Source organism: Nocardia sp. GTS18 (genome assembly GCF_013839555.1).
GTDB lineage: Bacteria > Actinomycetota > Actinomycetes > Mycobacteriales > Mycobacteriaceae > Nocardia > Nocardia rosealba.
Window position 1 is genome coordinate 20,874 of record NZ_JACBIU010000004.1, and the last position, 12,985, is coordinate 33,858.

A 12,985-nucleotide genomic window follows, 5' to 3' on the forward strand; every position below is an offset into this window, starting at 1 on the left:
GTGCCACCCGAAGGCGTGTGAGTGCCATGAGATCTGTGCGTGTCCTGCTCTGTTCGCTACTGCTGTTGTGTCCGCTCGCCGTCGGCACCGCAACCGCCGAACCTCTGCCCCCGGCCGCGCCGGGAATCCTGCCCGATCTGCAACGCTGGATCGATCAGGTGCTGCCTTCGCCGATCCCGTCCGGTGCGGACACCGACCCCGCCGCCGAGCTCGCCGCGTTGCGGGCGGCCGTAATGCCCTCTCCCGTGGGCGATCCCACCTTCGATCACTGGCCCGACGGCCTGGCCGAGCTGGCGCCGGGCGACCTCGTCGAGGTACGCGACATCACCGCCGTCGCGGGCCCGCTGACCCTGGTTCCCGTGCGGTCCGCGCATCTGCTCAAGTTCCGCACCTCCGACGCCCACGGTGGCCCGTCGTTCGCGACCGCGACACTGATCGTGCCCGCCACCGAGTGGACCGGTCCCGGCGACCGCCCGGTGTTGGTGAACAACCTGCCCATCGACGCGCTCGGCCTGTCCTGCACGCCCGGTTACACGTTCACACACGGGCTTTCGCCGAAATCGAGCGCCACCGAGTTCCTGCCACCGACCACCCAGCTGGCGGTGCTCCGCGGATACGCGGTGCTGATCCCCGACCATCAGGGCCCCCGAATGGCTTACGCCGAACCGTATGTCGCCGGACACGCAGTGCTGGACGCGATCCGGGCCACCAGGAATGTCGAGCCGCACACCTACGGTGCCAGCCCGTTCGCGATGACGGGATACTCCGGCGGTGCCATCGCCACGCACGGCGCCGCGAAGCTGATCGCCTCCTACGCACCGGAATTGGCCGAGGTGATCGTCGGTGCCGCCCTCGGCGGCGTGCCCGCTGACTTCGAGATCCTCGCGCGCAGCATGAACGCCAATCTGGCTTCGGGCATCTTCATGGCAGCGACCCTCGCGGTCGGGCGCGAGCGGCCCGAAATCCTGGCCGCCATGAACAATCTCGGCCGCTGGGTGGCGACCTCGGCGATGAAGGACCAGTGCGTGAGCATCTTCGCGCTGCCCGGCATCCTGCACCTGCCCATCGATGTCGGCGCCAATATCGCCGACCCACTGCACTCGGACCTGGCCGCCCGGATCTACGAGGTCACCCGGATGGAGGGAATGCGTTCGGCCACACCGCTCTACGTCTACAACGGGGAGCAGGAGTTCTGGATCCCGGCCGAGGGTGCGCGCAATCTCTATCAGGAACAGTGCGAACTGGGCGCGACGGCGGTGTATCGCGGGGTGCTGGGCGAGCACATCGTCGGTGCGGTGACGGGATATCCGGAGGCGATGCTGTGGCTCGACGAGCGGCTACGGGGGATTCCCGCGCACAGCGAATGCTGAGGCCCTTTTTCCGGCCGAAATGTCGGTGTTTCAGTGCTCGGTCAGTGTGAACGGCCGAATGTTCTGGGAAGTATCACTATTTCGCCAGTTTGGCGTCCCGACCTGCGGGATCGTCGTGGGGAAAAGTTCCTGTGTGCCGTCATGGGGCCCGTCGTGGACGGGTGGTGAACTACCCAGAACACCACGGAGAAACGAAATGCCGTGAATTCCCGGGCTTATGTTCGGTGCGGTTTCGACAAGCCATTCGTATTCCCGATCGAAAAAGGGGACACGAATTATCGAATCGCACAGGAAGATACGCCAACGATGAAATCTCCCAGTCGCCGACGCACGCTGCAGACAGCGATGCTCACCGGCGTCAGCGCGCTCGCCGTGGCGCTCACCGGCCCAGGGGCAGGCGCGGCCCCCAACGACGCGCCGACCGAACAGGCTCTCGCCGAGATCATCGCCGCGGGCCGCTCGGTGGCCGGCCCCAGCGGCTCGGCCTGCAACTCCGGTAGCGGCACCGGCTCGGGCAACGGCTCCGGCGACTGCTATGGCGGCTCGGGCTCCAGCTCGGGTTCCTCGGGCGGCTACTCCAGCGACACCGTCGGCGTCGGCCCGGCCCAGACCTCGTTCCTCGCGGCCTTCGCCTACGGCCTGGGCAACGGTGACGCGGCGCCTCCCGGCGCCAACGACTGGAACTGCAAGCCCGCCGACGGCGACCGCCCGCTGGTCATGGTGCACGGCACCTGGATGAACGCCTACAACGGTTACGCGTTCATGGGCCCGGAGTTCAAGAACGCCGGGCTGTGCACCTTCACCTTCAACTACGGTCGCTCCAACCTGATCGAAGGTGGCGGTCTCGGTTCGGTGCTGCCCGGCGTGATGGGCACCGGCTACATCCAGGACTCGGCCGATCAGCTGGCCCTGTTCGTCGACCGGGTGCTCGCGGCCACCGGTGCCGACGAAGTCGACATCGTCGCCCACTCGCAGGGTGGTTCGATGTCGAACTGGTACACCAAGTTCGACGGCGGTGCCGACAAGGTGAAGAACCTGATCACCTACGGTGCCACCCACCACGGCACCAGCCTCGACGGCATCGGCGCCCTGGGCCGCATGATCAACAACCTGGGTATCGACATCCTCGGCTTCATCGAGATCTTCGTCGGGCACGCCGGTATCCAGCAGACCATCGGTTCGGACTTCGTCAACCAGCTCAACGCCAACGGCGACACCGTCCCCGGCATCGACTACACCATCGTCGGCACCCGGTACGACGAGGTCACCAACCCCTACGATCTGACCTTCCTGAAGCAGGGCCCGGGCTCCACCGTCCGCAACATCACCCTGCAGGAAGGCTGTGAGCAGGACGTCTCCGACCATCTCACGATGATGTACTCGCCGCGCGCCCTGTCGATCGCGCTCAACGCCATCGACCCCGGTCATCAGATCGTGTGCACCTTCAACCCCTGGCTGGTCGGCGGTGGCGGCAGCCTCTGACCCCGAGTGAAAACGGGCGCTGCCCGGGGAATCATCTCCGGGCAGCGCCTTTTTCGTGGATCAGACGGTGGTGCGGTAGCTGCGCGCGACCAGTGCCGAACGCAGGTACCACAGTCCCGACGGCTGGGTGGGGTCGAAACCGGTGAGCTGACCGATGCGCTTGAGTCGGTAGTCGACGGTGTTGGTGTGCACGTGCAACACCCGCGCGGTGCGCTGCCGGTTGAGGTTGTTGGCGATATGGCGCTGCAGGGTTTCCAGCAGTTCGGGGAACTGGTCGAGCGGGTCGAGCAGCGAGCCGAGGAATTCGCGACCCGGCCCCGGCCGGGTGAGCTGGTATTCGAGCGCGAGTTCGTCGAAGCGGTACAGCCCCGAGGTGACCTCGAGGCGCTGGACCATGTCGAGCAGTTCGTGGGCCTGATCGGCTGCATCGGGAATGCCGGTGGTGCTCGTCTCGACCAGCGCGGCCGTGATGCCGACCTGTGCGGCCTGGGAGAGCTGAGCGACCAGAGCGGTGAGGCCGTCGCGGTCGAAGGTGTCGGCGGGGATGAGTACGGTGCCGCCGTCGACACTGAGCAACGACAGCGCGGTATCACCGCAGCGCTTGGCCAGCTCGGCCTGCACGCGGCGCAGCTTGCGCCGGGCCACCACCTTCTGATCGAGGGCCGGGTTCGCCTCTTCGCGGTGCGGCGGAATGGACAGCGCGAGCACGGCGTACTGCTCGGCGATGGCGATGCCGCATTCGCGGGCCATGGTCGAGGTGCTGTGCCCGCCGAGCAGCGCGGAGGTGAGGGTGTGCACCGCCGTGTGATGCTCGCTGACCACACCGCGCAATTCGCGCACATAGGCCAGCGAGACCTGGCAGGTGATGGTGTCGAGCATTTCCATCACCATCTTCACGCCGTCGACGAGGTTGTCGTAGTCCTTCACCGACGCGCTCGAGACCACCAGGTCCAGGCCCATCTTGAAGCCCTCGGCGATGGAGTGGTGGATGGTGTCGATCGGCACGCCCTCGCGGGCCCAGCCGCTGGCGGCGTCCTGCAGTCGCTGCAAGGTGCTCGGTATGTCGCGGCCGTCGAGCATGCTGACCGCGAATTCCAGGCAGATGCGGGTGATGGTCGTGACGTCGCCGGTGATCGCGTCGCCCGGCAGCGTGCCGCACGGGGCGACGTTTTCGACGAAATGTCCTACCATCTGCCGTGACAACGCCCGGACGTCTTTGAGGGGAGACGACATCGGCCGCCCCGAGATCGTGAGCGATTGTCGTGGTGGATTGTGTACGGACATCTGAAGTTCCCTTCGCCTGATTTCGGCTGTCCCCCCGCTGTCCAGCCTGTTCACCCTAGCCAAGGCAGGCCCGATCCGGAATGAAACGCCGGGTTCTGGGTGACGTTCGCGTGTCCACCACCCGATGTTGGTGGGCGGTCACAAGGGTGGTCCCGGTGGCATCACAGGTTGTAGAGTTCAGCGCGCCGGAACGAACCGATAGGGGCACCACCATGCGACCTGCCGTCCGTTGTCTGGTCTGGGAACTGGACGAAACCCTGTGGGACGGTGTGGTCCACGACGGGACCAGCGCCGCGCCACGCCCACCGGCGTTGCGCACGTTGACGATGCTGAGCGACCGCGGCGTGCTGCATGCCGTCGCGGCCCGCGGCGACCGCGCACGCACCATGCGCACGCTGTATCGGCACGGGCTCCACGACATGTTCTCGGCGGTCGAGATCGGCTGGGGACGCAAATCGGCCGCGATCGTGCGGATCGCGGGCACCCTTGGGCTCGGGCTCGAGGGCATGGCGTTCATCGACGCCGAACCCGTCGAGCGCGCCGAGGTCTCGCGCTCGCTGCCGATGGTGCGCTGCTACGCGGCACGCAATGTCGACATGCTGCCGCTGCTTCCCGACTTCCGGCACGACCTGCGTTCGGGTCCGATGCCGACACCGCCACTGGGGTTCGAGCGGGTTCCGGCCTTCTGACCAGCGCAAATCCGGGACTTCGCACTGACGGCAAACGTGCATCGACTGCCGGAATCATGAGGTCAGCAGCGACAGCGTGAACCGCTCCGGAGTCGCGGACACGTCGTAGGCCGCGATCCGGCCCTCGCGCACCTGGAAGGTCAGCACGAAGACCGGCCTGCCCGCCCGTTCCAGCACCAGGCCGGGCCTGCCGTCGACGAGAACCAGGACCGCCTCGCGCGAGCGTTGCCGCAGCGCGACCGCGCCCTCGGCCACCGCACGGGCGCCGCGGACCACCGCGGCCATCCCCGGTGTGAGCGCCGCCGGATCGGCGGTGCGGACCACGTCGGGCGCGAGAATCTCGAGCAGCGCGACGAGGTCACCGCCGCGGGCGGCCCGCAGGAACGCGGCAACGGCCGCGCGCTGCTCGACGAGGTCGGCCGTGCTCATCGCGGCCGGTGCGTTGACCCGGTGCCGGGCCCGGCTGGCGAGCTTCTTGGTCGTCGCGGGGGTGCGCCCGAGTATCGGCGCGATCTCGGCGAACGGGACCGCGAACAGGTCGTGCAACACGAACGCCACCCGTTCCTCCGGACCCAGCGCGTCGAGCACCACCAGTACCGCACGCTCCACCGAATCGGTTTGTAGCGCTTCGGCTTCCGGACCGGCATCGGTGGTCGGGAGTTCCACTTCGTCGGCGTGGGTCTCGGGGCGGCGCGCACGGGCCCGCAACAGATCGAGGCACAGCCGGGACACGACGGTGGTGAGCCAGCCGTCCAGGTCGGCGATCACCGCGTCGGTCCTCGCCAGGCGCAACCACGCCTCCTGCACCACGTCCTCGGCCTCGGCGGTGGCACCGAGCATCCGGTGCGCGAGACGGCGCAGCCGGTCACGGCGCTGCTCGAACATCAGCGCGAGCGAATCCGCGCGCATCGGTCACCTTTCTGGTTCGCCGGTCGTCACCGGGAAAGACGGCACTCCGCCGTCGTCGCCGTGCTGTCTCCACTGTGGCAGAGGCGCTCGTCCGCCGAAAACGGAGGAATCCATGAACACCGCTTATGTCGTCGTCACCGTGCTCGCCGCGCTGGCCGCTCTGCTCGCCTCGGGAATCGACGTGTTCCGCGCCGACTGGGTGCGCGAGAACATGCGCGAGTACGGGCTGCCCACCTGGGCGCTGCCACCGCTGGCCGTCATCAAGGCCGCGGGCGGTATCGGTCTGCTCGCGGGGCTGGCCTACCGGCCACTGGCCGTAGCCGCCGCGGCCGGGCTGGTGCTGTACTTCATCGGCGCCGAGATCACCGTGCTGCTCACCCGCTGCTACTCGCACGTGGCCTATCCGCTGCCGTATCTGCTGCTCGCGGGCGCCTCGCTGGCGCTGGCCGTGGCGTGAGAGCGGTGGTGGCGTGCCGTGCCGGCGCGCCACCACCGTCGTCTCAGGCGCTCGCCAGGATGAAGTCGGCGGCCTGTTCGCCGATGAAGATCGCCGGCGCGTTGGTGTGCCCACGGATGATCAACGGCATCACCGAGGCGTCGGCCACGCGCAGACCTTCGACCCCGCGCACCTTCAGATCCGGGCCGACGACGCTGGCGGCGTCGGTGCCCATCCGGCAGGTGCCGACCGGGTGGTACAGGGTGTGCGAGAACTTCTCGATGGTCAGCGCGATCGTGGCCTCGAGATCGTCGGGTGCCTGCGGCGGGTAGATCAGCGGCCCGAGCGTGCTCTTGAGCGCCGGCTGGCCCGCGAGCCCGGCGCACACCCGCAGACCGGCGGTCAGCGCGGCCAGGTCGGCGCCGTCGGGGTCGGACAGGTAGCGCGGATCGATCACCGGCTTGGCCGTCGGGTCGGCCGAGGCCAGACCGATCCGGCCACGGCTGCGCGGACGCAACAGGATGGACCCGAGGACCACACCATGCTCGGTCGCCTCGACGAGACCCTCGTGATAGAACGGCGCGGGCGCGTAGATCAGCTCGAGGTCGGGGTGCTCGAGCTCGGGTTCGCTGCGCACGAAGCCGTACGCCTCGCCGACATTGGAGGTGAGCATGCCCCGGTGCCGCACCACGTAGTTCAGCAGTTCCAGCGGCTTCTCGGCGGTGTACAGCGAATCGGACTCCACGCTGTAGCCGAGCGCGGCGATCAGGTGGTCCTGCAGGTTGGCGCCGACCTCGGGGGAGTGGGCGACCACATCGATGCCGTGCTCGGTGAGCTGTTCACGGTCACCGATACCCGAAAGCTGCAGCAGCTGTGGGCTGTTCACCGCGCCGCCGCACAGGATGACTTCCTTCGCGGCGGTCACCACATGGGTCTGCCCCTCGTGCAGGAACTCGACCCCGGTGGCCTTGGTGCCCTCGAACAGCACCCGGGTGGCCAGGGCCTCGGCCCGCACGGTGAGGTTGGCGCGCTTCATCGCGGGCCGCAGGTAGGCGTCGGCGGTGCTCCAGCGCCTGCCGTCGCGCTGGGTCACCATCGTCTGGGTGAAACCTTCGGGCGCCGGACGATTCGCGGCCTCGAGTTTGTGCCCCGCCTGCCGGGCCGCCTCGAGGAAGGCGTGGGTGGAGGCACGCGGACTGCGCTGGCGCTGCACGTGCAGCGGCCCCTTCGCACCCTCGTCGGGGAACTGCGCGTCCTGCACCTTCTCGATCTTGCGGAACTGTTCGACGGCCGAAGCGAAGTTCCACTTCTCGCCCGCCAGCAGCCCCCATTCCTCGTAGTCGGCGCGGAAACCGCGCACCCACATCATCGCGTTCATCGACGACGAGCCGCCGAAGGTCTTGCCGCGCGGCCAGTAGATCCGGCGGTCACCGAGCGCGGCCTGCGGTTCGGTGGAGTAGTCCCAATCCCGTTCGCTGCGGAACAGTTTCGAGAACGCCGCCGGAATATGGGCGAACTTGTCGTCGTCGGCGGGCCCCGCCTCCAACAGTACGACCGTGGTGCCCGCGTCGGCGCTGAGCCTGTTCGCGAGCACCGCCCCCGCTGACCCGGAGCCGACGATCACGTAATCCGCGGACGTCCCACCTGCTTGCACTGTCCAACTCCGATCCTGCACTGCATCTGTCGTAGCCAACACGGATACACCCGGGGCCCGCGTGAAAACACCGCGAGCACAGCCTGACTCGGCGTCGGGCCGGGTGCTGCAAGCAGCGTACTGACAGTCGGCGTGCGGTGGGACTCAGTAGGTCCCGGCCGCCGCGGCACGACCCGCGCGGCGACCGTAGAAACTGCCGTCACCGAGCGATGCGCCGCTGACATAACCGCCCGCGCACAGCCCTGACGTGCACCGACCGGCGGCGAACAGCCCCGGAATCGGCTCGCCGCTCACATGCAGCACCCGCGAATCCAGGTCGGTGCGCAGCCCACCGAGGGTGAATCCGGCGGTGAAACCGCGCAGATCGAACCCGGCCAGCGAGCCCTCGATCGGGCGCACCCACTCGGGCTTCTTGCCGAGCAGGGGATCGCTGCCGTTGGCGGCGTGCCGGTTGTAGGTGGCGACCGTCGTCTGCAGCGCCTGCTCCGGCAGAGCCATCTCGGCCTCGAGTTCGGCGACCGACTCGGCGACCCACTTGGGCGGGAACCGGAAGAACGGGGTCGAACTCTCGGTGGCGAGCGCCTCCTCGAGGGAACGTTCGTCGAGGATCAGGAAGGCCTGGTTCTCCTGCCGCAGCAGGGTGGCCTGTCCGATCCGGCCGGGGTAGGTGTCCTCGGCGATGTAGCGCTGTCCGCGTCCGTTGACGAGGATGCCGCGCGCCATCATCTGTGGGTCACCGAAGATCGCGACCTCGCTGGCGTCCATGTGGGCCAGTTCGGCGCCGAGTGCCTGCGCCAACCGGATGCCGATGCCGTCGTGCTCTTCGATGGCCGCGCCGGGGCGTCCGCTCAGCTGCGGGGTGTAGCGATCGATCATCTCGGTGTCGTAAGCGAAACTGCCGGTCGCCAGGACCACACCGCGGGCAGCCCGGACCGTGACCGGCTTACCGAACCGGGTCGCGAGGAGGCCGACAACCCGGTCGTCGGCATCGACGATCAGCCGCCGGATGCGCGTGTCGTATTCGACGGCGACACCGAGCTCGGCAACGGTGTCGGCCAGTGGCTTCATCAGCATGTAGCCGCCGCTGCGTTCGCCGATCTTCTTGTTCGCCAGCTGCGGAACATGCCCGCGCGGTGCGGGTTTGGCGATGTCGAGGAACGGCGCCGCGTTCTCGCCGCCGGAATACATCAGGCCCTCGTCGTGGGGCGGCTCCCAGCCCGGCTCGCCCCAGAACTCCTCCTTGAACGGCACACCACAGTTCACCAGCCAGTCGTAGTGTTCGACACTGCCCGCGCAGTAGTCGGCGATCTTGGCGGCATCGACACCGGGGCCGAGCGCGGCGGTCAGGAAGGTGGCCATGTTCTCGGGGGTGTCGTCGAAGCCGAGCGCACGCTGCAGCGCGGTCCCGCCGCCGAGGTAGACGAAGCCGCCCGCCAGCGCGGCGGCCCCACCCCAGCCGCCGGTGCGTTCCAGGATCAGCACCTTCGCGCCCGCGCGCGCGGCTTCGATGGCGGCACACACCCCCGCGATGCCGTAGCCGGCGACGACCACGTCGACCTCGAAATCCCACTGGTCGACGGCGTTCTCGCGCAGAGGCCGGACGGTGTCGGTACGCGGGCTGTTGTCGGTCACGGCTGCCTCCGATGGTGGGTGTGTACCGAAATGGTGCCGCGTGGACGCCCACAAAACAAGAACGTGTTACAGAATTCCCGTCCAGCGGGACACGGAATTCGGCCCGCGGCTCCGGTACGGTGGCGATCGAACCCACGTCGAGAAGAATCTGGTGGTGCACACGTGAGCGCGAACATTCGGGACATCGCGGTAGAGACCTTGGCCGGCGAGCCGACCACGCTGGGCGAACTGGCCGGCGACAAGGCCGTGCTGCTGGTGAACGTGGCCTCGAAATGCGGGCTGACCCCGCAGTACAGCGGCCTGGTCGAACTGCAGAAGAGCTACGGCGAGCGCGGTTTCACCGTGATCGGTGTGCCGTGCAACCAGTTCATGGGCCAGGAACCCGGCAGCGCCGAGGAGATCCAGGAATTCTGCTCGGTCACCTACGGTGTCGACTTCCCGCTGCTGGCGAAGACCTCGGTGAACGGCGACGACCGGCACCCGCTGTACCAGGTGCTCACCGAGACGCCCGACGCCGAGGGTGCGGCCGGTGACGTGCAGTGGAACTTCGAAAAGTTCCTCATCGCCCGCGACGGCTCGGTGGCCGCGCGGTTCCGTCCCCGCACCACCCCGGACGACCCCGAGGTCGTGCGGTCGGTCGAAGCCCAGCTCTGAGTTACTGCGCGTTGGCGAGCAGCGCGTACTGCGCTGCCGCCTGCTTGCGCACGGTTCCCGCTTCCGGCCCGCTCACGAACCCGCCGTAATTCCGGTAACTCACGTAGCAGCGAGTCACCGCGGGCGCGCTGCCGGACGCCCGGCGCTCGGCGCAATACGCACCGGGCACCGCGTCCGGCCCCGGGATCTCCCGCGCGGCGTCGCTGAGTGTGTCGCGCCAGGTCGTGCCGAAGGCGCTTGCGCCCGCCTGGTCCCGGAAGTGGAACAGGGTGGTGGTGTAGGAGTGGGCGACGCTGTCGACGCCACCCCGATCCCATGCGGCGGCCAGTTCGGCCGGTTCGCTCGCCCGGTAGTGCCTGCTGGCGCGGCCGGTCCACGCCGCGTATTCGCGTGAGGAGATGGCGATGCGCTGGTTCGGCGGACCGGGAATCAGGGTGCGGCGCAACAGGTCGTCGGGGTCGCGGGGCAGATCGGCGAGCTGTTCGGGCGCGGTCGGGGTGAACTCATCGAGTAGCGGCACCTGCGCGTCGAGGACCTGGGCCACCCGGCGGGCCAGCGCGTCCACATCGGGGGTCGGGTGCTGCAGGAACAGGCTGACCACGATCTCACCGTGCGCGAAGAGCGCGCCGATCGTCTTGATGCCCGGCCGCCAATGTGCGTGTGCGCCGGGGTATCCCGGAATCGGCACCGGCCGGTTGTCCGGGCTCACCGCGAAATCGGTCGCGGCCAGATCGCGTGCGGCATCGGCGGCCGTGCTCTTCCCGGGGAACCGCATCAGGACCACCCGGGTCACCTTCGCGTCGGTGTCGATGGCGGGCACGTTCTTGTCGAAAGCCCGGCTGCCCTGGGCGATATCGAACGCGACGATCATCCGATGTCGTTCCAGCGTGGGCAGATTGACGTTCGAGGCGGCCGATGTGTCGACCACGCGGCGCGGGGTGTCGAGCACGTCGGTGCCCCAGTTGTAGGTGAGCGCCGGATCGAGATCCTGGGGAAACACCACCGCGCCGCCCATCCGCAACCCTTCGAGGATCGGGCCGTCCGCCGCAGTGCGTCCGATCTCCACATCGGCGGGCGTGGTCGTGTAGCTGCCCACGTCGAGGCCGCGCACGTCGAGTTCGCCGGGAGTCGCGGTGCCGGAGACGGTCGCGCAGCCGGTGAGGAGGGTGGCGAGCGCGCCGAGGGCGACGCGTGTTGTCACAGTGGTGCGGTGGCGAGCCATTGGTCGATCATCTCCTGATGGGTGTGCCCTGGCCAGTACACCTGAAGTAACACGCTCGAATGAGGTGCGGCGTCGAACTGCACCAGCAGCCACGGCCCGTCGGACCCGTTGAATTTCCGCACGGTCACCGGCCTGCCGTACCGCGACCGCACCTGTTCGTTCGCGCCGTTCGGCAGGGAGGCGACATACCGGTCGGCCGTCGCGGCGTCGGGGTAGGCGAGCACCTGCACTTCCAGCTTCTCCCGGTCGGTGCAGTTGAACCCGTTGTCCCACAGGGCATCCGGATTCTTCGTCGCGAAACTGCACCGCAGGTCCCGATATCCGGTGCTGTCCGGACCGGCCGGGAGCAGCTCGGGGAACAGGGCGATGATGGGGCGACCTGCCGCCCAGGAGTCCGTTGTGGTTGTCGTCGGCGCGGCGGTGGTGGTGCTGGGAGGTGTGGTGGTGCCGGTGGTATCGCGGGATGACCAGAGGACTCCGGCAACGACGGCGGCGATCACCGCGAACGCGGCGGCGGACCATCCGACGCGCGCTCGCCTGGATGTGCCGGGAGACGCGCTCGAGCCGGTCGGCAGGGGAGAGTGTTGTGCGCCGACAAACGGGGTGGTGCCGGTATCACGGAAGGGTGTGGGGAGATGCGGTGCGGAGTTTTCGTCGAGTGGTGTACCGCTGAAATAGGGACGCTTTTGTGCACTCGGATCGGTTGACGGGGCGACCCCATGAATGAGTGCTGCTTGTGCGGCGTCGACCATCTCGGTACAGGTGGCGAACCGCTGTCCAGGATCCTTCGCCAGCGCCCTGGCGAAGACGGAATCCATCGCAGGCGGCAGGCCCGGCGCCCGTTCGGTAACCCTCGGCACCGGCTGCATCAAGTGTGCGCCGATCAGTGCGCCCGCCGTAGTCGCGGTGTAGGGCGGCTGTCCGGTCAGCAGGTGGAACAGCGTGCAGGCGAGGGAATACTGGTCCGCGCGCGGACCGGCCGCCCGCCCGTCGAGGTGCTCTGGTGCGGCGTAACGCAGGGTCGCCACCACCGCGCCGGTCTGGGTCAGCGCGGTGGCCTCGTCAACCGCCTTGGCGATACCGAAGTCCGTGAGCAACACCTGCTGTGACCCCGGAACACCTTCGCGCAGCAGGATATTCGCCGGTTTCACATCGCGGTGCAGCAATCCCGCCGCGTGCGCGTAGTCGAGTGCCGCCGCCGTCGACCGCGCGATGTGCAGCGCGTGCTCCGGCGCCACCGGCCCCGTCCGCAACACGGTTTCCGCGTCGGACCCCGCCACGTACTGCATCGCGATCCACAACCGTCCGCCGTCGCTGCCCCGGTCGTGCACGGCGACGATATTCGGGTGGTCGAGCCGCCCCGCCAGCTCCGCCTCCCGCTCGAACCGCCCGCGGAAAACTGGATCCGCCGCGAACGAGGAATGCAGCAATTTCAGCGCGACCAGGCGCGGCAACCGGGGGTGCCCGGCCGCGTACACACTGCCCATCCCACCCGACCCGAGCACCCGCTCGATCCGATAACCGGCGAACATGTCCCCGGCCCTGAGCTCGTGCATGCCTGCAAACCTAGCTCAGGGACCGCCACCTCGGAGGCCGACGCCCAGGACCCCGCCACCGCGCCGTCGAGATACGTTCCCTACCAAGCGAATAGAT

General features: G+C 68.4%; 11 protein-coding genes. 5 read left to right on the forward strand and 6 right to left on the reverse strand.

Features of this window, described 5'->3' with window-relative positions; all coding sequences use genetic code 11:
- Nucleotides 1-26 precede the first annotated feature (26 nt).
- Together HYG95_RS06335 and HYG95_RS06340 are read left to right on the forward strand one after the other, a co-directional pair.
- Nucleotides 27-1,370, forward strand: coding sequence for a lipase family protein (locus HYG95_RS06335; RefSeq protein ID WP_181697060.1), 1,344 nt, complete (start codon nt 27-29; stop codon nt 1,368-1,370).
- Nucleotides 1,371-1,676: 306 nt separating this feature from the next.
- Complete coding sequence (locus HYG95_RS06340; protein WP_067489443.1) at nt 1,677-2,852, forward strand: triacylglycerol lipase; 1,176 nt, start codon at nt 1,677-1,679, stop codon at nt 2,850-2,852.
- 60 nt (nt 2,853-2,912) lie between these two features.
- Here HYG95_RS06340 and HYG95_RS06345 read toward each other — a convergent pair whose 3' ends face one another.
- Complete coding sequence (locus HYG95_RS06345; protein ID WP_181697061.1) at nt 2,913-4,136, reverse strand: CdaR family transcriptional regulator; 1,224 nt, start codon at nt 4,134-4,136, stop codon at nt 2,913-2,915.
- Nucleotides 4,137-4,348: 212 nt separating this feature from the next.
- On the opposite strand from HYG95_RS06345, the gene HYG95_RS06350 reads away from it, so the two are divergent.
- A complete protein-coding gene (locus tag HYG95_RS06350) occupies nt 4,349-4,825 on the forward strand; it encodes an HAD-IIIC family phosphatase (protein ID WP_181697062.1) in 477 nt (158 codons plus the stop codon).
- 54 nt (nt 4,826-4,879) lie between these two features.
- On the opposite strand, the gene HYG95_RS06355 is transcribed toward HYG95_RS06350, so the two are convergent.
- Nucleotides 4,880-5,734, reverse strand: coding sequence for a sigma-70 family RNA polymerase sigma factor (locus HYG95_RS06355; protein WP_181697063.1), 855 nt, complete (start codon nt 5,732-5,734; stop codon nt 4,880-4,882).
- Between the two features lie 112 nt (nt 5,735-5,846).
- On the opposite strand from HYG95_RS06355, the gene HYG95_RS06360 reads away from it, so the two are divergent.
- Nucleotides 5,847-6,191 (forward strand): DoxX family protein, encoded by a 345-nt coding sequence (locus tag HYG95_RS06360; protein WP_181697064.1) that lies wholly within the window; start codon nt 5,847-5,849, stop codon nt 6,189-6,191.
- Between the two features lie 43 nt (nt 6,192-6,234).
- On the opposite strand, the gene HYG95_RS06365 is transcribed toward HYG95_RS06360, so the two are convergent.
- Together HYG95_RS06365 and HYG95_RS06370 are read right to left on the reverse strand one after the other, a co-directional pair.
- Complete coding sequence (locus HYG95_RS06365; RefSeq protein WP_181697065.1) at nt 6,235-7,824, reverse strand: GMC family oxidoreductase N-terminal domain-containing protein; 1,590 nt, start codon at nt 7,822-7,824, stop codon at nt 6,235-6,237.
- A 144-nt stretch (nt 7,825-7,968) separates the two neighbouring features.
- A complete protein-coding gene (locus HYG95_RS06370; protein ID WP_181697066.1) occupies nt 7,969-9,456 on the reverse strand; it encodes an FAD-dependent oxidoreductase in 1,488 nt (495 codons plus the stop codon).
- Nucleotides 9,457-9,618: 162 nt separating this feature from the next.
- On the opposite strand from HYG95_RS06370, the gene HYG95_RS06375 reads away from it, so the two are divergent.
- The gene (locus HYG95_RS06375) at nt 9,619-10,110 is read left to right on the forward strand and encodes a glutathione peroxidase (RefSeq protein ID WP_356982984.1); all 492 of its coding nucleotides are present in this window, start codon (nt 9,619-9,621) and stop codon (nt 10,108-10,110) included.
- Nucleotide 10,111: 1 nt separating this feature from the next.
- On the opposite strand, the gene HYG95_RS06380 is transcribed toward HYG95_RS06375, so the two are convergent.
- Nucleotides 10,112-11,311: a hypothetical protein gene (locus HYG95_RS06380; protein ID WP_181697068.1), complete on the reverse strand. Its 1,200-nt coding sequence runs from the start codon at nt 11,309-11,311 to the stop codon at nt 10,112-10,114.
- Entirely contained in the window at nt 11,308-12,888 is a 1,581-nt protein-coding gene (locus tag HYG95_RS06385) for a serine/threonine-protein kinase (protein ID WP_181697069.1), read from the reverse strand. The genes HYG95_RS06380 and HYG95_RS06385 overlap by 4 nt, the downstream gene beginning before the upstream one ends.
- Nucleotides 12,889-12,985 lie beyond the last annotated feature (97 nt).